The organism is Streptomyces sp. NPDC037242 (assembly GCF_055604165.1).
On the sequence record NZ_JBVJUY010000024.1, the window covers coordinates 57604 to 77629 of the forward strand.

Genomic DNA, 20026 nt, shown 5'->3' on the forward strand with positions numbered 1-20026 from the left:
TCTGAATTCTGGCGCGATCATCCATAATTCGTAGAACGGCCGTGTACGCGACGCCCGAGGGGCGCCGTGTCAGCGCCGTGTCAGCGTTTTGTGGCGGCGGCATGCACAATCGCTCCCTGTCCACGTCTGTGTTCCCAGCCAGGGAGGAGCTGATGGGCCGTGACGCAGATGAGCGTGGTCATCGCTCCCGGGCCACCGCCTTCCCTCGACCTGCACGGGCCGCTCACCTCGACGGCCCTGCAGGCGGCGCTGTCGCTGTTCCCGCCGTTCACCCCGGCCCTGCGCCGGCACAGCGCGACGCACCACAGCCTGACGCTGCCGCCGCCCCCCTTCCCGGCCGGGCCGCTGGTCGACCTGCTCACCTCGCTCCCCCAGCAGCCCGCCGCCGGTGTCCTGACGGCCCGGCCGGCGGCGGGCGATGCCCGTCCCGGGCCCGCCGCAGGTAGCCCCGCGCGCCCGGCGGCGGGTAGGCCCGCGCGCTCGGCGACGGGTGACGCCGTGCGCCCGGCTGCCGGGCCGGTGACGCCCGTACAGCACGACCTGCTGCTCGACACGGTGGCGCATCCCGGACACGGCCTGCACGTCGGACAGGTGCACTGGCGCTGGCGCGGACCGCTGGACACCGAGCGGTTCGCCGAGGCCTGGCAGTACGTCTTCGGCTCCGAGGCCGTCCTGCGGGCGGCCCTCGGGCCGGGGACCGCGGCCGGAACCCGGGCGGGAGCGGGGACCGGCGCCGCGCCCGGTGAGGCACCCGCCGTCTTCGTGCACGCCCACGCGGCCCCCGAGATCGTGTGGCACCCGGCCGGCAGCGCCGACTGGCCCGCGCTGCTGGCGAGCGAGCGGCGGCGCGAGTTCGACGTGTCCCGCCCCGGTCCGCTGCGCATCGCCCTGGTCGACGAGGGTGCCTGCACCCGGATCCTTGTCACCCACCACCAGGCCTTCGTCGACGGCCGCAGCATGCGCCTGCTGCTCGACGCCTTCTACCGCGCCTACCTCGCCGACGGGCGCCCGATGGGCGGTGAGCGCCGCCCGGACCTGCGCGACCACCTCCAGTGGCTCTCCTCCCGGGACCTGGCGCCGGCCCGCGCCTACTGGGCCCGGGCCACTCCCCCGCGCGGCGCCGCCACCCTGCCCGCGCGCACCGGCACGCGCCCGACCGGCGGGGAGGGGCACGGGGTGGGCCGACGGCGCCTGACCCCGTACGAGGCCGCGCGTCTGCGGGACTGGGCCGCGGGCCACGGCGCCGCCGAGAGCACCGCCCTGCACGCCGTCTGGGCGCTGCTGCTGCACCGGGCCACCGGGGAGCGGCACGTCGCCTTCGCCGTCGCCTCCTCCGGGCGGGGCATCGCGCTCGACAGCGTCGAACGGCTCCCGGGCCCGCTCCAGGTGGCACTCCCCCGGCATGCGGTCGTCGAGCCGCGCGGGCTGGTCACCGGGCTGCTCGCCGACCTGACGGGAAGCGCCCTGGACGCCGCCGCCTACGAGTGGGTCTCCCCCGGGCAGATCCACGCCTGGGCCGGCCGCGCCCCGTACGAGGCCGAACTCACCGAATCCCTCCTCGCCTTCGAGCCCCCGGCCGGGAGCGAGCGGCCGCACACCGCCCGCGCCACCCGGGAGTCGCTGAGCGAGGCGCTCGCGGAGGAGGGCGTACGCGTCGACCCCGTCGAGGCCGTCGGACCGTACACCGGGGCGCCGTTCAGCCTCAGCGCCGGGCACGACGGCGAAGGCGGCCTGATGCTCACCGCCGTCCACGACCGGGCCCGGATCAGCGACTGCGATGCCGCCGAGATCCTCGCGCAGACCGCCCGGCTGATGCGCGAACTGCCCGCCGCCGCACGGGAGTCCACCACCGTCGCCGAGGCCCTCGCGCTGCTCGACGGCGCCCCCGTACCGCATACGGCGGCCCGGCCGTCCGCGCCGCTGCGCACCCTGCGGGCGCCGGCCCACCCCGGAGCGGGCACCGTCTGCCTGATCCCGCCGCCGGGCGCGCCGCCCGGCTGCTACGACGCCATGGCGCAGGCCTACCCCGGGCCGCAGGCCCTGACCACCCTGCCGGACGGGGCCCCGGCCGACGCGGCGGCCTGCCTCGCCGCGCTGCGTCCGGCGCTGGCCGCGGGGCCGCCCCTGCTGCTGGGGTGCTTCTCCGGTGCGGCGGCGCTCGCCGCCGAGGTCGCAGGGCGCATCGCGGAGCAGGGCTGGCAGCCGCCGCTGGTCGCCGTCGCGGGAACCCCCGACGGGGGCGCCGACTCGGTCCGCGAGCTCGCCCGTACCCTCATGGCGGCGGCTTCGCGCCGGTTGTGAGGCTTCCGGAGCGGTCGAAAACCGCTGTACGGCCGCCTGGAGGCCTACCGGGTGATCCAGAGTCATATCCCATACGGGGGTGGGAGATCGGCGCGTACGACCCCGGTTCTGTGGGTCGCTTTTGTCGGATTTGGGAGTAAAGTCTAGAAGGTGAAGTCGACGTAGTCGATGTCGGTGAACTCCACGAGGAGCCCCTGGGCGCGGGCGCCGTGGTCCTTGAAGTAGATCTCCTGGAGACCCTCGGCGGCGATCTGCCGCAGCCGGCTCTCGGCGGCCCCGGCCGCCTGCGCGGCGAAGAGACGCTCGGCGTAGTCCGCCGGCAGGTGCTGGGTGATCCGCCGCATCCGGCCGTCGTCGGTGGTGCCGGGCGCGGCGCTGAAACCGAACCGGGCCCGGGTCTCGATGACCAGGCCGGTGGTCTTCGCCGCCTGGGCGCGGGCCCGCTTGCGCACCAGCGGCTGCCAGCGGCGGCGCACCTCGGTCGCGAGGCGGGTGGCGAGTGCCGGCTTGGGCTGCTTGATCTGGTCCTTCACATAGCGCTCGACCGTGCGCTGGGAAATGGCGAGGAGCTCCGCCACGGCCTTGGTGGACTTGAGCTGCTTCACCAGGAAACGCACCTGGGCGCCCGCTGACTTGGGGATCGGGCGGGTGAAGTGCTGCTCGTCGGCGCGGTCGAGGCTGTCGCTGATCTCGGGCATGGGTGGTGGCTACTCTCCGTCGGCCGCGGCGTCGTGGCCCTTGACGTGCCGGGCGGGGTTGTGGCGTTCGTCGAGCAGCTGCACGGCCCAGAGCAGGGGCTGCGTGCCCTCGTGCTTGACCATGCCGGGGCTGACGCCGAGGCGGAAGCCGCCGGGCAGCGGCTTGCCGTCGGGGGTGCGGGGCAGGAAGTCGAGCGGGCTGGGCCCGTCGGACAGGTAGACCGCGCAGTCGGAGAGGACGGCGATGGGGTACTCCCCCGCGTCGGCCAGCTTGCGCATCTTGCGGTGCATGTTGACGCGGGCCGTGGAGATGACCGCCGCCCGGATGTCGGGTCGCCAGGTGGGGCGTTCGAGGGCGGGCCAGGGCTCGCCCGGACGGTATCCGGCGCCCTGCGGTCGTTCGCGGAGCTTGCCGATGCCGCCCTTGACGGTGGACTTGATCGCGGAGAGCACCGCGGCCTGGGCCGGGTCCTGCTCCTTGTGGTGCGCCATCGCGGTGAGGAACTCGGGCTCGGTGAGGCCGGGGTGCACGCCGAGCTCCGCCATCGTGGCCATGTACGCGTCGCGCAGGCGGGTGTACCAGGCGTCGAGGTACGGGCCGTGGTCCGGGCGCAGCCAGGCCTCGGCCGGCTGGACGGGGTGGCCGAGCTCCTGGGCGTAGGCGAGGGTGGGGGTCGCGTACCAGGCGGGGCCGTCCGGGGCCCGGCCGTGCGGGGTGAAGGGGCTGGGCAGCCGCGGGTCGAGTTCCAGGTCCGAGAGGTCCGCCAGCCAGCAGCCGGGGATCTTGGGGTCGAAGCGCGGACGGCCGGTGTGGACGGCGGGGCCGATGCCGACGACGAGGCGGTTGGCCGCGGCGGCGAAGGCCATGTTCACGTCGATGCCGACCGCGTGGGTACGGGTGCACTCGGCGTCGCTCAGGAGCTGCGGATCGCGGATCCAGTCGTACGCCTCCTCGTCGAGGACCTGGTCCGGGGTGCGCTGGTGGGCGCGGGGGTAGAGAGCCGCGACCACCGGGTGCTCGTCGGGGGCCTCCGGGGGAGCGGGGTCGACGGGGCGGGTGAGGGAGCCGGCGACGGGAGCCGAGACCCAGGCGCCGGTTGCCTCGTCGCGGGCGGCGCGGGTGGGCGGACGCAGGGAGGTCATCAGCTCCAGGCCCGAGACCGCCGTCGAGCCGCGGGGGGTGAGCACCCGGGCGGCGTACGAGGTGAGCAGCTCGGCGAGGGCCGGGGCGGGCAGTTCGGCGGTGTCCTCACCCCAGGCGCGGGGGTCGAGGGCGCCCCAGGGCAGAACCGCGAGCTGGACGCACTGGCGGCCGGTGGTGGGGGTGGCCGGGCGGTAGACGCGGGCCCACGGGCCGAAGCCGCGGCGGGTCAGCTGCCACTTGGCCTTGGCGAGCTGCCGGACGACGGGGTGGTTGTCGGGGAGGCGCAGGCCGCGGCGGTCCTCCAGGACCAGGGGCAGGCCGAGCGCTTCGGCGGCCTCGGGGGTGAGGACCAGGAGGGGGTCGCCGTCCTTGCCGTTGCGGTGGAGGCGGGGGGAGCGGAGGTCGGCGTCGGGGCCGAGGGCCCACGAGATGAGGGCGGGGAGACCGGTGGCGGGGTACTCCAGGACCACCCCGCCGGCGGCGTGGGCGCGGCCGGTGCCGTCGAGCACGGCGAGCGGGCCGTTGCCTTCCAGGGGGGTGGTCCGGGTGGCGGGCTGCCGGGCGGGGGCGTTAACGCCGTTAACGCCGTTAATGATCGACTTCTTGGGCCGCGCCGGAGCCGGGGTGGGCGCCGGGGCGGGCGCCGGGGCGTTAACGGCGTTAACGGCGTTAACGATCGACTTCGTGCTCTGTTCCGGGGTCTCGTCCGGAGCGGGGGCGTTAACGGCGTTAATGATCGTTTGCGGAGCGGGCTCCGCCGGAGTCCCGTCCGGGGCGTTAACGCCGTTAATGACCGACCTCGAGGTTTCGTCCGGGGTGGGGTCACCGGCGCCGTTAACGCCGTTAACGGCGTCGGCCGGGTGGAGGTCCGAGAGGCCTTCCAGGAGGCGGGCGTAGGCCGCGCGCTTGGGGGGGCGGGGAGCGGTCCGGCCCGTCTCCCAGGAGGTGACCGTCTCGCGGCGGACGGACAGCGCCTTGGCGATCTGGTCCTGGCTCAGCCCCGCCGCCTCGCGCAGCCGCTTGCGCTCGTCCGGGTGCGGGAGGGCGTCCTTCGCCGCGGCCTCCGCGAGCAGGGCGTCGACCGCCGCGAAGAGGCTGGTCTGTTCGTTCTCGTGCGCGTTGAGCATCGGTACCTCCAGCCGCAGCCTATGCGAAGCGCACCTCAGAACGCACATGAAACACACGTGGGGGCGTTAACGGCGTTAATGCCGTCAGCGCCCCCGTCGTGGGTGCGGCCGCCGATCCGGCCTCAGATCCGGGTCAGCAGCAGCTCGGTGACGGCCTTCAGGTCGTCGGGCGTGAGGTGCGCGGTCAGGGCGTCCGCGATGGTCTCGGGGGAGTCCACCGCGATCGTGATCCGGCGGGGCGCGGGGGCCGGCCGGTCCTCGCGAGCGTTAACGGCGTTAACGGCGTTAACGCCGTTAACGCTCGCCGATGCCCCGGCCGCCGGCCCCGCCGTCGGGCGCGTGCGCTGGCGCGGGGGATTAACGGCGTTAATGGTCTCCTCCGCCGCGGCCGCCTGCTCGCCCTGGGGCAGGCGCCCGATCCGCCGGGCCGGCTCCACCTTGAGCTCGCCCGTCTCCACCTTGTCCTGGAGCTCCGGGGTCAGGTGAAGGAGGGTCAGCCGCTGCGAGACCCACGCCGCCGTCTTGCCCAGCCGCTTGGCGACCTGCGCCTGCGAGCCGTGCGCGTCCACCAGTTCCTGAAGGGCCCGCGCCTGGTCCATCGGCGCCACGTCGACCCGGTGGACGTTGGCGATCAGCGCCGACTCCAGGATGTCCGCCGCCGAAGTGGCCAGGGAGTCGTTCACGTGGATGTGCATCGTCTTCAGCCCGGCCAGCTGCGCCGCAGCGAGCCGCCGGTTGCCGTCGATGACCACGTACGGGGCACGGCCCAGGCCGTCGGTCTGTCCCGGGTGGGCCTCCATGAAGGCCATCCGGGTGGCCACGGCCAGGGGCTGGAGCTGGCCGCGGACCGAGAGGGACTGCGCCATCTCCTCCAGCTCGGTGAGCTCCTCGCGGAGGTTGAACGGGTTGTGGGCCAGCGCCTCGATCGGCACCTCCGAGGGCGGCACCACCCCGGAGGTCGGGGCGCCGGTGGCCTCCGCGATGGCCGCGCGGCGCGAGCTGACCCCGGCCGGCTGGGCCCGGGCGAAGGAAGCCGAGACTCCGAGTTTGTCGGCCTTGCTCATGAGATCTCCCTTGCGAGGGCGCGCAGTGCGATCGCCTGGTCGCCCTTGGGTGCGTAGACGAACAGCGGCTGCTTCACCCGGACGGCCTCGCGCTGTTCCTTCAGGTCGGGTACGACGGCCACGACGCGCGGATCCTTTATGTCCATCCAGGCCTGGAGCGAGGAGGTCGCGATGTACCCGCGCCGGCCGTCGTAGAGGTTCACGACGAGCCCGAGGTAGTCGATCTCCAGGCTGAGGTCGTCGCGCAGGTCGTTGATCTGAGAGGTGAGGAGGTCGTACGCATCGGCCGAGGAGTCCTCCGCCTGTACGACGATCAGCGCGCCCGAGGCGCCCGGCTGTTCGGTGTCGCGGCGGCGCCCGTAGTAGATGGCCGCGTCCATGCTCAGGCCCAGGCTCGGCGGGCAGTCGATGAGGATGACGTCGTAGTCGGACTCGACGGGGGAGAGGGCCCGCTCCAGCGCGGCCTCGCGGGCGCGCACCGTGGAGAGGCGGACGTCGAGGAGGAACGCGTCCGTGCACGCGGGCAGGATGTGCAGCCGGTCGCCGAAGCGCTCGTCCGCGACGGGCACGATCAGGTCGGCCAGCGGGCCCTTGGCCTCGCCGGCCATGTGGCAGGTGAGGCTGTCGCCGCCGATGGGCAGCGGCTGCTGGCCGAGCTGCTTGGTGAGGTGGCCCTGCGGGTCGAAGTCGACGATCAGTACGCGCATCCCGAGGCCCGGGAGGTCCTCCAGGTCCAGGGGGACGACCTCGGCGAGGCGCTGCTCCGTGCTGTGGGAGTCACCCGCGTCGCCCTCGGCGCCGGCGGCGGTGCCCGCGGCTTCGGCCGCCGAGAGCCGGGCGAGCTGGCGGGCGACGCGGACGGGGTGGAGGCTGGCGGGGTCCTCGGCGAGGGCCTCGGCGGTACCGGCGGTGATGGCGGTCTTGCCGACTCCGCCCTTCTGGTTGCACACGACGATGCGGCGGACGACGGACGGCCGCTTGACCGTGGGCGCCGGGTTCATCTCCAGCCAGAGGCGGACGGCTTGGGCGAGCCCCTGGATGAGGGAGACCCCGCGGTCCTTGGAGTCGGCGCGGAAGGACTCCCACTGCCCGGCGGGGAGCCAGGTGGAGAAGGACTCGGCGCCGGAGGTGTCGACGGGGGAGGGGGAAGAGGCGAGCGCGCTCCAGTGTGCGACGCCCTGGTGGACGGCGTCCTGGATGTCCACCCGCAGTTGGGCGGTGCGGATCTTCAACTCCTGGCGCAGCCACGGGGGGAGTTTGGAGACGACCTTCTCTCGGTCGCTCTGAGACGAGGGCGAAGTCATGAGAGGGACTTTACTAACGTTCGCCAGTGGATGTGGGCACCGCGCTTGAGTTTTGCTAACGAAGTGGTGTGGATCCCCGGCGGATCTCCCTCCGGATTCCCCTCCGGACCCGCCGTCAGCCGACCGGGACCGGCGGGGAGTCCAGTGCCGTCAGACCCAGCTCGGCCCGGCACCCGGACGAACCCGCGGGGTCGAACAGGGAGATGCGGCCGACGGGCACCATGCCCGGCAGCAGGAAGTTCCACAGGTCGACGACGCGCGCGTGCAGGTCCGCGCGGTGGGTGCGCGCCTGCGAGGCGACCTGGATGCCGGCGAACGCGCCGACGATCATCGTCGAGAGGTCGTACACATCGAGCGAGGGCAGCAGCTCGCCCCGCTCCTGGGCCGGCGTCAGACAGCGGTGGCAGGTGTCGATCCAGCCGTCGTACGGGCTCGGGTCCGGGTCGGTCGCGGAGCGGAGCTCGATGACCAGACGGATCCCGGCGCGGATGCGGACGTCGGTGCGCAGCCCGAAGGCCGTCCGGTGCGTGAGGTCGATGACCGTCTGGAGGCCCGGCTCCCGGACGTCGGTCACCGCGTGGGAGATCCGGTGCTGCTCCTCCATCAGGGCGCGGGCGAGCGCTTCCTTGGAGGGGAAGTGGAAGTACAGGGCGCCCTTGGTGACGCCGGCGTCCCGGACGACGTCGCTGAGGCTGGCGCAGGCGAAGCCGGCCTGGTCGAAGACGCTCGCCGCGCTGTCGAGGATCGCCTGCCGGGTGTTCTCCGCGCGTGTCTGCCTGGTCCTTGCCATGTGCCCGCTCCTCGTGGGTGTGTGACCGGGCGTCCAGGCGTCAGGCTGGCTGTTCTCCGTGTCCCGTCGAGGTCTATGTAGCCAGCAACTTCTTGGGGAAACCAGCCCGTCGGTACTTTCGGGGAAGTGGATCATTAACGGCGTTAACGCCGTTAACGTGTACGGTAGACACAGTTTGGCGGGACGGGCGGGAAGAGTGAGGGATCCGATGACGGACGAGCAGTGGGGCGCGGCCGTGCGGCTGCTCTGGGGGCCGCCGGTCACCTCCGCGCGGGGGCCCAAGCGCGGGCTCACCCTGGAGGGCATCGCCGAAGCCGGGGTCCGGATCGCCGACGCCGAGGGGCTGGCCGGCGTATCGATGCAGGGGGTGGCCGGGGAACTGGCGGTCACGAAGATGGCGCTGTACCGGTACGTCCCCGGCAAGGCCGAACTGGTCTCGCTGATGGTGGAGGCGGCTGTCCCGGAACCACCCGTCCTGGACGCGGCGGGGGAGGGCTGGCGCGAGCGGCTCGCGCTCTGGGCCCGGGAACTGTACGCGGGGTTCCGCGCCCACCCGTGGCTCCTGGAGGCGACGGTCGGGGCGCGGGTGATGGGGCCGCGGGAGACCGGGTGGATGGAGCGGGCCCTGTCCGCGCTGGACGGGTGCGGGCTGAGCGGGGCCGAGGCGATCGACGCGGTGGTGCTGCTGTCCGGGCACGTCCGGGGGATCGCCGAGCAGGAGCGGGCCATGGGCGGGGGAAGCGGCGGTGCCGGCGGCGGTGGACCGGTCGAGGGCCCCGACGCGCAGTTGGCGGCGGCGCTCGGCGAGGTGATGCGGGTGCACGGTGAGCGCTACCCGGCGCTCACCGCAGCGCTGGCTTCGGTCGCCGCCGTCGGGGGGCAGGACCAGGCCCTGGGATTCGGGCTGGATCGCATCCTTGACGGGCTCGGGCTCCTGATGGCGGGACGGGCTGCCGGGGCGTAGGAGACGGGTGGGGCGCGGGGGGAGAGCGACCCCCGGAAGTGTGGGCCCGGTCTGTTTCCGGATCCGCCGGCCCGGGGGAGGGTGACCGCCATGACGGCCACGGTGCCCATGACTCCCCTGGCGATCGGGGCGCTCGGGGCGCTCGGAGCGTTGCGCGACCCCCTGCCGGGGGTGCTGATCGCCACCGCGGTGGTCGTCCTCGCGTGCCGGGCCGGCGCCGCGGTGATGCGCGGCCTCGGGCAGACGGCCGTCGTCGGGGAGATCGCGGTGGGCATCCTGCTCGGGCCGACGCTGCTCGGGTGGCTCTGGCCGGCGGGGGAGAGGTGGCTGCTGCCGGGCGAGGTGGTGACGTACCTGGGGGTGTTGGGGAACGTAGGGCTCGTCGTCTTCATGTTCCTGGTGGGACTGGAGCTCGACCTCGGGCTGCTGCGGGGCAGCGGCCGGGCCGTGGTCCTGGTGAGCCAGGCGACCGTGGCCGTACCGCTGGGACTCGGGGCGCTGCTGGCGCTCGCGATGTACGGGTCCTTCGCGCCCGCCGGGGTGGGCCGGACCGAGTTCGCCCTCTTCGTGGCGGTGGCCCTGAGCGTGACGGCGTTCCCCGTGCTCGCGCGGATCCTCACCGAGGAGGGCCTGTACGCCACACCGGTCGGGGCGTTGGCCATGGCCTGCGCGGCGGTGGCCGACGTGGTGGCGTGGTGCCTGCTGGCGGTGGTCGTCGCGGTCGCCGGTGACGGCGGGGCCGAGCGGGTGCTGCTGACGGTGGCCGCGGCGGCGGCGTTCCTGGCGGCGATGTGGTGGGGCGTACGGCCGCTGCTCGCGCGGTGGGGCGCCCCCGGCGGGGCGGCCGGACTGTTCGCCGGAATCTGCCTGGCGGCCTGGGCGACCGATGCCATCGGGGTCCACGCGCTGTTCGGCGCCTTCCTGTTCGGCGCGGTGGTGCCGAGGGACGCGGAGCCCGCCCGGCGGGCGGCCGAGCGGATGCGGGAGTTCGCCGCGCCGGTGCTGCTGCCGCTGTTCTTCGTCGGGAGCGGACTGCGGACGGACATCGGGCTGCTGGGCGCGGACGCGGCCGGCTGGCTCTGGGCGGCGGCGGTCCTGGCGGTGGCGGTCGCCGCGAAGTGGGGCGCGGGCACCGGGGCGGCGCTGCTGGCGGGTCGCCCGGTGCGGGAGGCGGTGACGCTCGGGGCGCTGATGAACTGCCGGGGGGTGACGGAGCTGGTGGTGCTGAACATCGGCCTCGGCCTCGGCGTGATCGGCCCGCGCCTGTTCACCGTGCTCGTCCTGATGGCCCTGGCCACCACCGCCCTGACGGCCCCGGTGGTCCGCCGCACGGCGGCCCCGTACCGACGTGCCGAAGCCGGGGAGCGTTAACGGCGTTAACGCCGTTAACGCCGTTAACGCTCCCCGACATCGGCGGCGCCGCATCAGCGGACGGTCCAGCCGCCGTCCACGGGCAAGGTGGCGCCGACGACGAAGGAGGAGCGGTCGCTGCAGAGCCAGGCGGCGGCTTCGGCGATCTCGCTGGGGGCCGCGATGCGGGGGAGGAGGGCCGACTGGAGGAGGACCTCCTCCATCGCCGGATTCTCCTTGAGCCACCCGTCGATCATCTCGCTGCGCGTGGAGCCGGTCGCAAGGACGTTGACCCGGATGCCGAGGGCCGCGTAGTCGTTGGCGGCAGCCTTGGTCAGGCCCACGACCGCGTGCTTCGACGCGACGTAGGAGGCCGCCACCGGCGTGGCCACCAGGCCGGCGGTGCTGCTGTTGTTGACGATCGAGCCGCCGCCGGTGGCCAGCATGGCGCGGATCTCGTGGCGCAGGCAGTTCCAGACGCCGCGCACGTTGGTGTCCATGACGCTGTCGTAGGCGTCCTCACCGAGGAGGTGCAGGGGCTTGGGCTCGGTGCCGATGCCCGCGTTGTTGAAGGCCGCGTCCAGTCGGCCGTACGCGGAGACGGCCGCTGCGACGGCGCGCGCCACGTCCTCGCTGTCGGTGACATCGGCGACCACGTACTGCACCCGGTGTCCGTCGGCGCGCAGCTCCTCGGTGAGCGCGGACAGTTCGGGCTCGCGGCGGGCCACGAGTGTCAGCGCGGCGCCTTCCCGGCAGAACACACGGGCGGCGGCCGCTCCGATCCCGGAGCTCGCGCCGGTGATCAGCGCCGACTTGCCGGAAAGAAGTTTCACTTGTCTGTCTCCAACATCACCGCGAGACAGTAACACGGTGTAATGATCAATGCCATGACGAGTCGCAGGGTATTGGTAACAGGTGGTGCCGGGTTCGTCGGGACCGGTGTGGTGGAGCGGCTGGTCCGGTCGGGGGTGGCCGTACGGGCGCTCGTGCACGAGGCCGACGTGCCCGGAGCGGAGGTCGTACACGGGGACCTGACGCGGCCCGAGTCGCTGCGCGGGCTGTGCGAGGGCGTCGACACCGTGCTGCACCTGGCCGCCCGGATCGGCGGCACCGAGGAGCAGTGCCGGGCGGTCAACGCGGAGGGGACCCGGGCGCTGTTGGCCGAGGCGGAGCGGGCCGGGGTGCGGCGGACCGTCCAGTTGGGGACGGCGGCCGTCTACCGGGAGGGGGCCCACCGCGGTGCGCGGGAAGGGGAACTCGCCGAGGAACCGGAGTCGGTGACGAGCGTGACCCGGCTGGCCGGCGAGCGCCTCGTGCTGGCGGCCGGCGGTACGGTCCTGCGGCCCCATCTGGTGTACGGGCGGGGGGACCGCTGGGTGGTGCCCTCGCTGGTGCGGTTACTGGAACGGGTGCCGTACTGGGTGAACGGCGGCCGGGCCAGGACGTCCATGGTCTCGGTGGACGCCCTGGCCGGCGCGTTGGCGGAACTCGCCGTCCGGCACGGCGTGGGGGGCGCGGGGCAGGTACTGCACGCCGGCCATCCGGAACCCGTCAGCGTGCGGGAACTGGTGGAGACGGTCGTACGGGAACTCGGGCTCACGGCACTGCCGACGGACGACGTGGACATGGCCGGGGCCTTGGAACTGCTCGGCGGGCGGGGAGACCCGGTGCTGCGAAGGCGGGTGTCGTTCCTGGCGGTGGACCACTGGTACGACAGCCGGCGCCTGTGGAACCAACTCGAGGCATCTCCCGGGCCGGGATTCTCCGCAGAGTTCGGACGCTACGCCGCCTGGTACCGGGAGTACCAGGGCCAGCAGGGCTGAGGGGTCGCGCGCGGGGCTTCCCGCGTGCGGACCGGACAAACGGTCAGGGTGGGACGGGCAGGGCGAGGACGGGCCGCACAGGCGGCTCTCGGCGGTCAGGCGATCGTGCCGGTCACCGTGGACCGGAAGGCGGCGGCGCCTCCCTGGCGGCCGACGACCTCCACCCGGCCGGGTCCGGTGACGTTCGCGTCCACCCAGCACGGCGTGTCCAGCTCGACGTAGTTGAGGAATTCCGTCGACACGGCCGTGGGGGTGAAGGTGTCGGCCGGGTGCATTCCGTAAGCCGCCTGGCGGGCGGCTTCGACGAGGACCATGCCGGGAACGTGGTCGTTGGCGTGCTCGAAGAGGATGGGGTGGTTGAGGTCGGCGCTGAGTTCCCACCGACCCGGTCGTTCGGCGGGCGCAAGGACGACGTCGAAGGGCAGCGATCTGCCCGCTGATGCGGCGGCCACCGGCGTACGGCGTGCCAGTGCCTTCTCTAAGCCGATGGTGCCGCGGTCGCCGCGCAGTCTTGCGTAGGTGTTCGGGTGGACGAAGGTGAAGCGGGCGGTGCCGGTGGCGGTGAGTTCGCCATCGCGGTGTATGTCGACTTCCAGCAGCCCGGAGAAGCGGTTGCCCTTCCAGGCGAAGTCGTTGCACACGGCTGTGATCTGGAGGTCGGTCGGGCCGCGGCCGATGCGCAGCTGCTCGGGCTGGGTCTCGAAGTCCAGGCTCCAGAGCAGCACGTTGTAGCCGAGCGGCACCCCGTACACGGCGTGGCAGAGGTAGAGCCCGACCTGTCGTACGGTCTCTCCCGCCTGCACCGGGTCGTGGCTGATGCCGTCGGCAGTGGTGAAGAAGGTGTGGGCACGGGGCCACTGCCCCGTGAGGCGGAACATGTCCGGCCCTGCCTCGTCGCACCCCGTCAGGAAGACCTCCGCAAGCGAGCTGCGGTGGACGTACTCCCTGGGCACCGTGGTGGTCAACCCCGGTATGACGTTGCACCGGGCCCACGGGTCTCCCGTCCTCGGTAGAGGAAGGGCGGGCGCGTTCTTCCGGATCGTCAGCATGGTCATGGAACTCTCCCCGCAGAGCCAGTTCGACTGATGGGACAAGTGGCGCACGCGCCTCGCAAGATACGTACTCTCCGGTTTTGTTTCAAGGTGCTCAAATCGTGTCCTCCTGACGCGCATGACGGGTCGTTTGGGTCACATGTCGGCCTGTAGGGCGCGCCCACCAGCGGTGTTCCGGTCGTGGAACGGGCGGGGCGCCACGAACCGCGAGTCCCAAGTGGGAGCCGGTCTTCCGGTCATATGCCCCGGTCCGGTGGGGTGTTGCTGCGCCGGATTCGGTGAGAGGAATTCAAGCCATCGTTGAGTGGACGTCGGGCGCCCGGGTGTCAGGGCCGCCGTCGGCTGCCGGTGGGTCCGCCGCTGTGACACAGGGGAGAAAGAGAGAGTTAAAAACCGTATGGGTGGTATTTTTGAGCAGAGCGTCAACCTCTAACCGCAGCCTGTCGCGGACCGGCGCAAAGGGTGTAGATCCGGGGCGTCGAGGGGATGGGGTGTGTGAGTGACCAGGCGAAGAAGTGGGAGACTCGATCAAGTCACACCAGAGACCGGCTTGATAAAATACGGACCTTCTGGTTGGTTTCTGTCGAACGGCGGGGGCTGTATACGAATCCGCCGGTACGATTCCCTGGACATCGGAGGCACTCGTGGTGCGACAGGAGCGTGCAGTACGTACGCGCCGCGCGATCTTGGATGCCGCGGCGGCCGTCTTCGACGAGCGGGGTTACGACGCCGCCACCATCGCGGACATCCTTTCCCGCGCAGGCGTCACCAAGGGCGCCCTGTACTTCCACTTCGCCTCGAAGCGGGAGTTGGCCCAAGGCGTGCTCGACGCGCAGCTCGGTGAGGGCGGCGTACCTTCCCGCGACAGCAAGCTCCAGGAGCTCGTGGACGTCGCGATGGTGCTGGCGTACCGGATGAAGCACGAGCCGATGCTCAGCGCGGGCGCCCGGCTCTCGCTCGGCCCGGAGATGCGCGAGGTCTTCGGCGGCGGCGCGGTGCCGGAGTGGATCGACCTCACCCGGATGCTGTTGAGCGAGGCGAAGGGGCAGGGCGAACTGCTGCCGCACGTGGATCCCGCCGAGACGGCCTGGGTCCTGTCCGCCAGTTGGACGGGCGTGCAGATCTACTCGCAGACCCTCACCGACCGCGCGGACATCGAGGAGCGGGTGGCCGCCCTCTACCAGCACGTCCTCCCCGGCATCGCGACCCCGGCGATGCTCGGCCGGCTCGACATCGCCGAAGACCGCGGGCGCCGGGTGCTCGCGGAGTTGGCGCTGCTGAACGCCGACGCGGCCGAAGAGGTCGAAGAGAGCGGCGATGCGGGGAAGCTGGAGCCGGCCCGCCCCTGAACCGCCGGGTGCCGGTGTTCCCGTGATGTCCCTGTGCGCCCCGTCTCGGGTTGAGACGGGGCGCTTTGCGTGTGTCCGCCGGTCCGCGCGCGGGGGTCGGCCGGGGGCCATCCCGTAGCCCCCGGGCGGCGCAGCGCCGGGCAATGTACCGACTGTGCGGTCTCTTATGGGGCGTCTCCGGCCCCCTTCTGTGCCTCGTGTCGAGGTGGGATTGAGGCGTGCTGGGTTGGTTTGGGGGTACCGGGTGGAGCTTAAAGTCGCAGCTCAGGGCCAGTTCTTGAGTGAGGATGGGGTATTGCTGGGCTCCAGAACAGCGGGATCGGTTTCATATTGACAAACCGCTCGTCCTGTTTTCTACTGAGGTTGTGACTCATCCAGGACAGGGGAGTACGGCGTGAATATCGAAGTACTGGGCGCACTGGCGGTGCGGGAGAACGGGATCTCCATCGCGCCGACCGCCCCCAAGCCCCGGCAGGTCCTGGCGCTCCTGGCCCTGCATGCCGACCAAGTGGTGCCCGTGGCGGCGCTCATAGAGGAGCTGTGGGGCGACGAACCGCCCCGCAGCGCCCGCACCACGCTCCAGACGTACGTCCTCCAGCTGCGCGCGCTCATCGCGACCGCGCTGGAGGCGGGTGCGAGAAACGCGGAAGGCACCGAGGCGCCGGAGCGCACCGAGGCGCCGGAGCGCACCGAGGCGCCGGAGCGCACCGCGAAGGACGTCCTCGTCACCCTGCCCGGCGGCTATCTGCTGAACAGCGGCGGCGGCACCCTCGACGTGCGGGAGTTCGACCGGCTGGCCGGCAGCGGCTACCGGGCCATGGACGCGGGGGACTTCCCCGGCGCCGCGCGCTTACTGCGCGAGGCCCTGGCGCTGTGGTCCGGCTCCGCCTTCGCCGACGTACAGGGCGGCGTCCAACTGGACATGGAGACGCTGCGGCTGGAAGAGACCCGGCTGTGCGCGCTGGACCAGCGGATCGAGGCGGACCTGCGGCTGGGGCGCCACCGCGAGCTGCTGGCCGAGCTGACCGTGCTGGTGAGCCGCTACCGCACCCACGAGAACCTGCACGGGCAGTTCATGCTCGCCCTGCACCGCTCGGGGCGCCGGGGCGAGGCCCTGGACGTCTACCAGCGGCTGCGCGCCACCCTCGTACGGGAGCTCGGGCTGGAGCCGTCCGCCGCACTGCGGCGATTGCAGCGCTCCATCCTGATGGCCGGGCCGGAGAGCCTGGCCGAGGCCGGCGGCGAACGCCTCGTGCAGGTCTGACGGCCGGCAATGTGAGCGCGAAAGTGTGCCCGAGCAGGGGCTGGTACGGGGCGGGGAAAGGAGACTGCTCGGTGCAGGAGAGGTCGGAGCGGACCCGCAGGCGGCTCGTCCGTGCCGGTGCGGACATGTTCCACCGACACGGATACGCCCACGCCACCCTGGCCGACATCGCGGGTGCGGCCGGAGTGACGAAGGGCGCGCTGTACTTCCACTTCGGCTCCAAGGACGAGCTCGCGGAAGCCGTGCAGCAGCATGGATGCGCCCTGCTGCGCAACGCGGTCAAGGAACAGCGCGGCACAGGGGCCTCGCCCTTGCAGGTGTTGATCGACACCACGCACTGGCTGGCGCGGACGCTGCACGAGGACTCGGCGATCCCGGCGAGCTTCCGGATCACCAAGGAGTGCGTGGGGCAGCAGCCGCAGGTGGTCGACTTCCACGCGACCTGGCTGTCGGCCGTGTGCGCGCTGCTGCGGTTCGCGCGCGACGCGGGCGAACTGTCCGCGGAACGGCGCTGGGAGAGCGCGGAGGCGCTGGTCGCGGCCGCCGCGTGCGGGATCGAGGCCATGTCCGGGACGGGGATGTCGGCCGCGGAACTGCAGCGCAGGGTCTCCGACCTGTGGGCGCTGCTGCTGCCGAGCCTGGTGGCGGAGGGCCGTGCCCCGGAATACCGCACGGACGCGCGGTCGGTGGCCGCCGCGGCCGCGGCCGGGGCCCTGGGGAGCCTGGGGACCGGGCCGTGAACGGGGTGGGCACGGTGCTCCCGCTGTGGGAGGCGCCGCTGCTCGGACGATCGGAGAGGACCGGTCGGGTGCGGATCGACTCCGCACCGCGACCGGATATGACGCAGTCGGAGGAAACCGCCGAGAGCACCCGGCAGGAGAACAGGATTTCCGCGGGTGAATTCGGCGTACGGAGGTTGGCGCCACCACTGGCCCCGGCACGGGAGGTGGGCGGGACACGGGACCGACAGGGCCGCCGACCGGCGGTTCGACCCGTGGAGAGGGGCTCAAAAGAGCCTCGAGAATTCGGAGACGTTGCGCAGGGCCCGGCTACCGTGCCTCAGTCGAAGGCCAAATTCGAGGGGAATCTCAGCGAATTCGACGACTTACGGAGGAGACCGTGAAAATTCAGGTTCTGGGTCCGTTGAGTGCCGAGGTCAACGGGGGCTCGATCGTTCCCACCGCCCGCAAGCCGCGGCAGATCCTGACGCTCCTCGCCCTGTACCCGGGGCGGGTGATGCCGGTGCCCACGCTCATGGAGGAGATCTGGGGCACCGATCTGCCCCAGAGCGCGCTGACCACCCTGCAGACGTACATACTCCAGCTGCGCCGCAGACTCGGCACCGCGATGGGCCCCGGCGAACCCGGCGGCGCCAAGGACGTGCTGGCCACCCGGCACGGCGGCTACCTGCTCCAGATCCCGCCGGAATCGGTGGACGTGCACGAGTACGAGAGCCTCGTCGCCCAGGGCCAGAAGTCCTTCGAGGGCGGTGACGACGAGGGCGCGGCGGACCTGCTGCGCGCCGCGCTGGCGCTGTGGCAGGGGCCGGCCCTGGTCGACGTACGGGTGGGGCCGATCCTGGAGATCGAGGTGATGCGGCTGGAGGAGAGCCGGCTGGTCACCGTGGAGCGGCGGATCGATGTGGACCTGCGGCTCGGGCGCCACACCGAACTGCTCGCGGAACTCACCGAGCTGATCGCCCGCCACCCGCAGCACGAGGGGCTGCACTCGCAGGCGATGGTCGCGCTGTACCGCTCGGGGCGCCAGGCCACGGCCCTGGACGTGTACCGCAGGCTGCGCGGCCGGCTGATCGAGGACCTGGGCGTGGAGCCGTCCCCGCAGTTACAGCGGCTGCACCAGGCGATGCTGACCGTGGACCCGGCGCTCGACGTGGCGGCCGGACCGAAGCGGGGGTCGACCTTCGACCTGTACGCGGCGTGAGCAGGGGCCTCGCCTACCCTCCAAGGCATGAGCGACCTTGGTGAGTGGGCGCGGCCGTTCCGGCTCGACGTACCGCAGCGCGAACTGGACGACCTGGCCGAACGGCTGGACCGGGCCCGCTGGCCCGACGAACTGCCGGACGCGGGCCGGGCGTACGGCATGCCCCTCGGCGAGGTGCGCGAGCTCGCGCGCCACTGGCGCGACGGGTACGACTGGCGGGCCGCCGAGGCGCGGCTGAACTCCTGGCCGCAGTACACGTGCGTCATCGACGGGGCCCGGGTGCACTTCGCGCACCTGCGCTCGCCCGAACCGGACGCCCGGCCGCTGCTGATGACCCACGGCTGGCCCGGCTCCCTCGTCGAGTTCCAGCGCGTCGCCGGCCCCTTGACGGACCCCCGGGCGCACGGCGGGGACCCGGCCGACGCCTTCCACCTGGTGCTCCCGTCGATCCCAGGCTTCACCCTGTCCGGGCCGACCACCGAGCGGGGCTGGGAGTTCAAGCGGGTCGCGCGGGCCTTCGCCGTCCTGATGGAGCGCCTCGGGTACGAGCGGTACGGAGTCCAGGGCGGCGACTGGGGAGCCGCGGTCTCCCGGGAGCTGGGCCGGATCCACCCCGAGCGGGTCAGCGGCGTACACCTCAACCTGCTGCCGGGCGGCGGAGCCACCGCGGAGCCCACCGAGCAGGAGCTGGCGCCGCTGACGCCGGCCGAGCGGGAGCGTACGCGGGCCTCCTGGGAGCGGCAGCGGACCTGGGCGCGCGAGCGGCAGGGCTACGCCGACATCCAGGCGACCCGCCCGCAGACCCTCGCCTACGCGCTCAACGACTCCCCCGTCGGGCTGCTGGCCTGGATCGGGGAGAAGTTCGCCGAGTGGAGCGACCCCCGGTGCCCGCCGGACCGGGACCAGGTGCTGACCAACGTGATGCTGTACTGGCTGACCGGTACGGCCGGCTCGGCCGCGCGGATCTACCACGAGCGGGCCCACGCCGACTACTTCGGGCAGCCGCCCGAGGTCTCCCGCACCCCGACCGCGCTCGCCGACTTCCCCAGGGACAACTTCATCCCGCTGCGGCACGTCGCCGCGCGCACCGACTCCGTCGTGCGCTGGACCTCGTACGACAGGGGAGGCCACTTCCCCGCGATGGAGGTGCCGGACCTGCTGGTGGGGGACGTACGGGCGTTCTTCCGCGAGCTCGCGCCGCTCACCGGGCCGCCGACACCGCCTCCAGGGCCGCGTGCCACGGGAAGTGCGGCGGGGCGTCGGGGCCGGCCGGGCCGGGGGTGAAGCCGTCCTCGCCGTACAGGACGGTGACGCCGGCGCTGCGCAGGACGGCCAGGGACTGGTCGAACTGCGGGTGGGCGGCGAGGGCGGAGTTCAGGCAGGGCATGGCGACGACGGGCACGTCCTGCTTGCCGAGCGCCTCGGCGGCCACTCCGACGGCGAAGCGGTCGGTCAGGCCGAGCGCCCAGGCGTTGAGGGAGTTGAAGGTCGCCGGGGCGAAGAGCAGCGCATCGGCGGCCGGCCATACGTCGGCCTGGCCGGGGAGCTTGTACTGCCACCGCACCGGATGCCCCGTGAGGGCGGCGAGCCCGTCGAGGCTCCCGGAGAGCCAGTGCGCGGCGGTCGGGGTGAGGCCGAGACAGACGTCCCAGCCGCGGGCCTGGGCGTCCTCGATCACGCGGGCCACGTCGAAAACGGGCGGGGCGGCGCAGCACAGCAGGTACAGGGTCTTCGTCGTGGTCATACGGCAATGTGATCACATCGCACGAACCGGCCGGTCGGGCCGGTCATCCGGAGACGGTCCGGAAATTCTTCCGGCGCGGCCGATGAGTTCCGGCCGCGGCTGCGGTCCATC

The 20026-nt window shown here is 72.6% G+C and carries 18 protein-coding genes; 10 read left to right on the forward strand and 8 right to left on the reverse strand.

Annotation, left to right across the window (positions count from 1 at the left end):
* Nucleotides 1-168 precede the first annotated feature (168 nt).
* On the forward strand, nucleotides 169-2301 hold the full coding sequence (locus tag ACZ7GJ_RS26110; protein ID WP_470755318.1) for a condensation domain-containing protein: 2133 nt from the start codon (nucleotides 169-171) through the stop codon (nucleotides 2299-2301).
* Between the two features lie 143 nt (nucleotides 2302-2444).
* Here the strand turns inward: ACZ7GJ_RS26110 and tpg are convergent, their stop codons facing one another.
* The 5 genes from tpg to ACZ7GJ_RS26135 all read right to left on the reverse strand — a co-directional run bounded on the left by tpg (nucleotide 2445) and on the right by ACZ7GJ_RS26135 (nucleotide 8428).
* Nucleotides 2445-2999, reverse strand: coding sequence for a telomere-protecting terminal protein Tpg (gene tpg / locus ACZ7GJ_RS26115; RefSeq protein ID WP_470755218.1), 555 nt, complete (start codon nucleotides 2997-2999; stop codon nucleotides 2445-2447).
* 9 nt (nucleotides 3000-3008) lie between these two features.
* A complete protein-coding gene (tap, locus tag ACZ7GJ_RS26120) occupies nucleotides 3009-5270 on the reverse strand; it encodes a telomere-associated protein Tap (RefSeq protein ID WP_470755220.1) in 2262 nt (753 codons plus the stop codon).
* 122 nt (nucleotides 5271-5392) lie between these two features.
* Complete coding sequence (locus ACZ7GJ_RS26125; protein ID WP_470755222.1) at nucleotides 5393-6334, reverse strand: ParB/RepB/Spo0J family partition protein; 942 nt, start codon at nucleotides 6332-6334, stop codon at nucleotides 5393-5395.
* A complete protein-coding gene (locus ACZ7GJ_RS26130; RefSeq protein ID WP_470755224.1) occupies nucleotides 6331-7638 on the reverse strand; it encodes a ParA family protein in 1308 nt (435 codons plus the stop codon). Before ACZ7GJ_RS26130 ends, ACZ7GJ_RS26125 begins: the two co-directional genes overlap by 4 nt.
* A 115-nt stretch (nucleotides 7639-7753) precedes the next feature.
* Nucleotides 7754-8428 carry a ScbR family autoregulator-binding transcription factor gene (locus tag ACZ7GJ_RS26135; RefSeq protein WP_470755227.1) on the reverse strand — a complete coding sequence of 225 codons (675 nt, stop codon included), beginning with the start codon at nucleotides 8426-8428 and terminating at the stop codon, nucleotides 7754-7756.
* Between the two features lie 208 nt (nucleotides 8429-8636).
* Between ACZ7GJ_RS26135 and ACZ7GJ_RS26140 the strand changes: the two genes are divergently transcribed.
* Together ACZ7GJ_RS26140 and ACZ7GJ_RS26145 are read left to right on the forward strand one after the other, a co-directional pair.
* Entirely contained in the window at nucleotides 8637-9392 is a 756-nt protein-coding gene (locus tag ACZ7GJ_RS26140) for a TetR/AcrR family transcriptional regulator (protein WP_470755229.1), read from the forward strand.
* Between the two features lie 90 nt (nucleotides 9393-9482).
* Nucleotides 9483-10763 (forward strand): cation:proton antiporter domain-containing protein, encoded by a 1281-nt coding sequence (locus tag ACZ7GJ_RS26145; RefSeq protein WP_470755232.1) that lies wholly within the window; start codon nucleotides 9483-9485, stop codon nucleotides 10761-10763.
* A gap of 53 nt (nucleotides 10764-10816) precedes the next feature.
* Here the strand turns inward: ACZ7GJ_RS26145 and ACZ7GJ_RS26150 are convergent, their stop codons facing one another.
* Nucleotides 10817-11575: an SDR family NAD(P)-dependent oxidoreductase gene (locus ACZ7GJ_RS26150; protein ID WP_470755235.1), complete on the reverse strand. Its 759-nt coding sequence runs from the start codon at nucleotides 11573-11575 to the stop codon at nucleotides 10817-10819.
* 54 nt (nucleotides 11576-11629) lie between these two features.
* Between ACZ7GJ_RS26150 and ACZ7GJ_RS26155 the strand changes: the two genes are divergently transcribed.
* Complete coding sequence (locus tag ACZ7GJ_RS26155; protein WP_470755238.1) at nucleotides 11630-12565, forward strand: NAD-dependent epimerase/dehydratase family protein; 936 nt, start codon at nucleotides 11630-11632, stop codon at nucleotides 12563-12565.
* 95 nt (nucleotides 12566-12660) lie between these two features.
* On the opposite strand, the gene ACZ7GJ_RS26160 is transcribed toward ACZ7GJ_RS26155, so the two are convergent.
* Nucleotides 12661-13518 (reverse strand): ScbA/BarX family gamma-butyrolactone biosynthesis protein, encoded by an 858-nt coding sequence (locus tag ACZ7GJ_RS26160; protein WP_470755319.1) that lies wholly within the window; start codon nucleotides 13516-13518, stop codon nucleotides 12661-12663.
* Between ACZ7GJ_RS26160 and ACZ7GJ_RS26165 the strand changes: the two genes are divergently transcribed.
* The 6 genes from ACZ7GJ_RS26165 (at nucleotide 13442) to ACZ7GJ_RS26190 (ending at nucleotide 19455) form a co-directional block, all read left to right on the forward strand.
* Nucleotides 13442-13651, forward strand: coding sequence for a hypothetical protein (locus tag ACZ7GJ_RS26165; protein WP_470755322.1), 210 nt, complete (start codon nucleotides 13442-13444; stop codon nucleotides 13649-13651). The genes ACZ7GJ_RS26160 and ACZ7GJ_RS26165 overlap by 77 nt on opposite strands.
* A gap of 613 nt (nucleotides 13652-14264) precedes the next feature.
* A complete protein-coding gene (locus tag ACZ7GJ_RS26170; RefSeq protein ID WP_470755320.1) occupies nucleotides 14265-14966 on the forward strand; it encodes a ScbR family autoregulator-binding transcription factor in 702 nt (233 codons plus the stop codon).
* Between the two features lie 394 nt (nucleotides 14967-15360).
* A complete protein-coding gene (locus ACZ7GJ_RS26175; protein WP_470755240.1) occupies nucleotides 15361-16230 on the forward strand; it encodes an AfsR/SARP family transcriptional regulator in 870 nt (289 codons plus the stop codon).
* 71 nt (nucleotides 16231-16301) lie between these two features.
* On the forward strand, nucleotides 16302-16970 hold the full coding sequence (locus ACZ7GJ_RS26180) for a ScbR family autoregulator-binding transcription factor (protein ID WP_470755242.1): 669 nt from the start codon (nucleotides 16302-16304) through the stop codon (nucleotides 16968-16970).
* Between the two features lie 379 nt (nucleotides 16971-17349).
* Entirely contained in the window at nucleotides 17350-18171 is an 822-nt protein-coding gene (locus ACZ7GJ_RS26185) for an AfsR/SARP family transcriptional regulator (RefSeq protein WP_470755244.1), read from the forward strand.
* 27 nt (nucleotides 18172-18198) lie between these two features.
* Nucleotides 18199-19455 carry an epoxide hydrolase family protein gene (locus ACZ7GJ_RS26190; protein WP_470755246.1) on the forward strand — a complete coding sequence of 419 codons (1257 nt, stop codon included), beginning with the start codon at nucleotides 18199-18201 and terminating at the stop codon, nucleotides 19453-19455.
* Here the strand turns inward: ACZ7GJ_RS26190 and ACZ7GJ_RS26195 are convergent.
* Nucleotides 19373-19915, reverse strand: coding sequence for a flavoprotein (locus ACZ7GJ_RS26195; protein WP_470755248.1), 543 nt, complete (start codon nucleotides 19913-19915; stop codon nucleotides 19373-19375). The genes ACZ7GJ_RS26190 and ACZ7GJ_RS26195 overlap by 83 nt on opposite strands.
* Between the last annotated feature and the right edge of the window lie 111 nt (nucleotides 19916-20026).

What these genes read in the sequence shown, in the direction of transcription:
- ACZ7GJ_RS26110 (WP_470755318.1), top strand. Translation starts at nt 169, where the DNA reads ATGAGCGTGGTCATCGCTCCCGGGCCACCGCCTTCCCTCGACCTGCAC.
- tpg (WP_470755218.1), bottom strand. Translation starts at nt 2,999, where the DNA reads ATGCCCGAGATCAGCGACAGCCTCGACCGCGCCGACGAGCAGCACTTC.
- tap (WP_470755220.1), bottom strand. Translation starts at nt 5,270, where the DNA reads ATGCTCAACGCGCACGAGAACGAACAGACCAGCCTCTTCGCGGCGGTC.
- ACZ7GJ_RS26125 (WP_470755222.1), bottom strand. Translation starts at nt 6,334, where the DNA reads ATGAGCAAGGCCGACAAACTCGGAGTCTCGGCTTCCTTCGCCCGGGCC.
- ACZ7GJ_RS26130 (WP_470755224.1), bottom strand. Translation starts at nt 7,638, where the DNA reads ATGACTTCGCCCTCGTCTCAGAGCGACCGAGAGAAGGTCGTCTCCAAA.
- ACZ7GJ_RS26135 (WP_470755227.1), bottom strand. Translation starts at nt 8,428, where the DNA reads ATGGCAAGGACCAGGCAGACACGCGCGGAGAACACCCGGCAGGCGATC.
- ACZ7GJ_RS26140 (WP_470755229.1), top strand. Translation starts at nt 8,637, where the DNA reads ATGACGGACGAGCAGTGGGGCGCGGCCGTGCGGCTGCTCTGGGGGCCG.
- ACZ7GJ_RS26145 (WP_470755232.1), top strand. Translation starts at nt 9,483, where the DNA reads ATGACGGCCACGGTGCCCATGACTCCCCTGGCGATCGGGGCGCTCGGG.
- ACZ7GJ_RS26155 (WP_470755238.1), top strand. Translation starts at nt 11,630, where the DNA reads ATGACGAGTCGCAGGGTATTGGTAACAGGTGGTGCCGGGTTCGTCGGG.
- ACZ7GJ_RS26165 (WP_470755322.1), top strand. Translation starts at nt 13,442, where the DNA reads ATGTCCGGCCCTGCCTCGTCGCACCCCGTCAGGAAGACCTCCGCAAGC.
- ACZ7GJ_RS26190 (WP_470755246.1), top strand. Translation starts at nt 18,199, where the DNA reads ATGAGCGACCTTGGTGAGTGGGCGCGGCCGTTCCGGCTCGACGTACCG.
- ACZ7GJ_RS26195 (WP_470755248.1), bottom strand. Translation starts at nt 19,915, where the DNA reads ATGACCACGACGAAGACCCTGTACCTGCTGTGCTGCGCCGCCCCGCCC.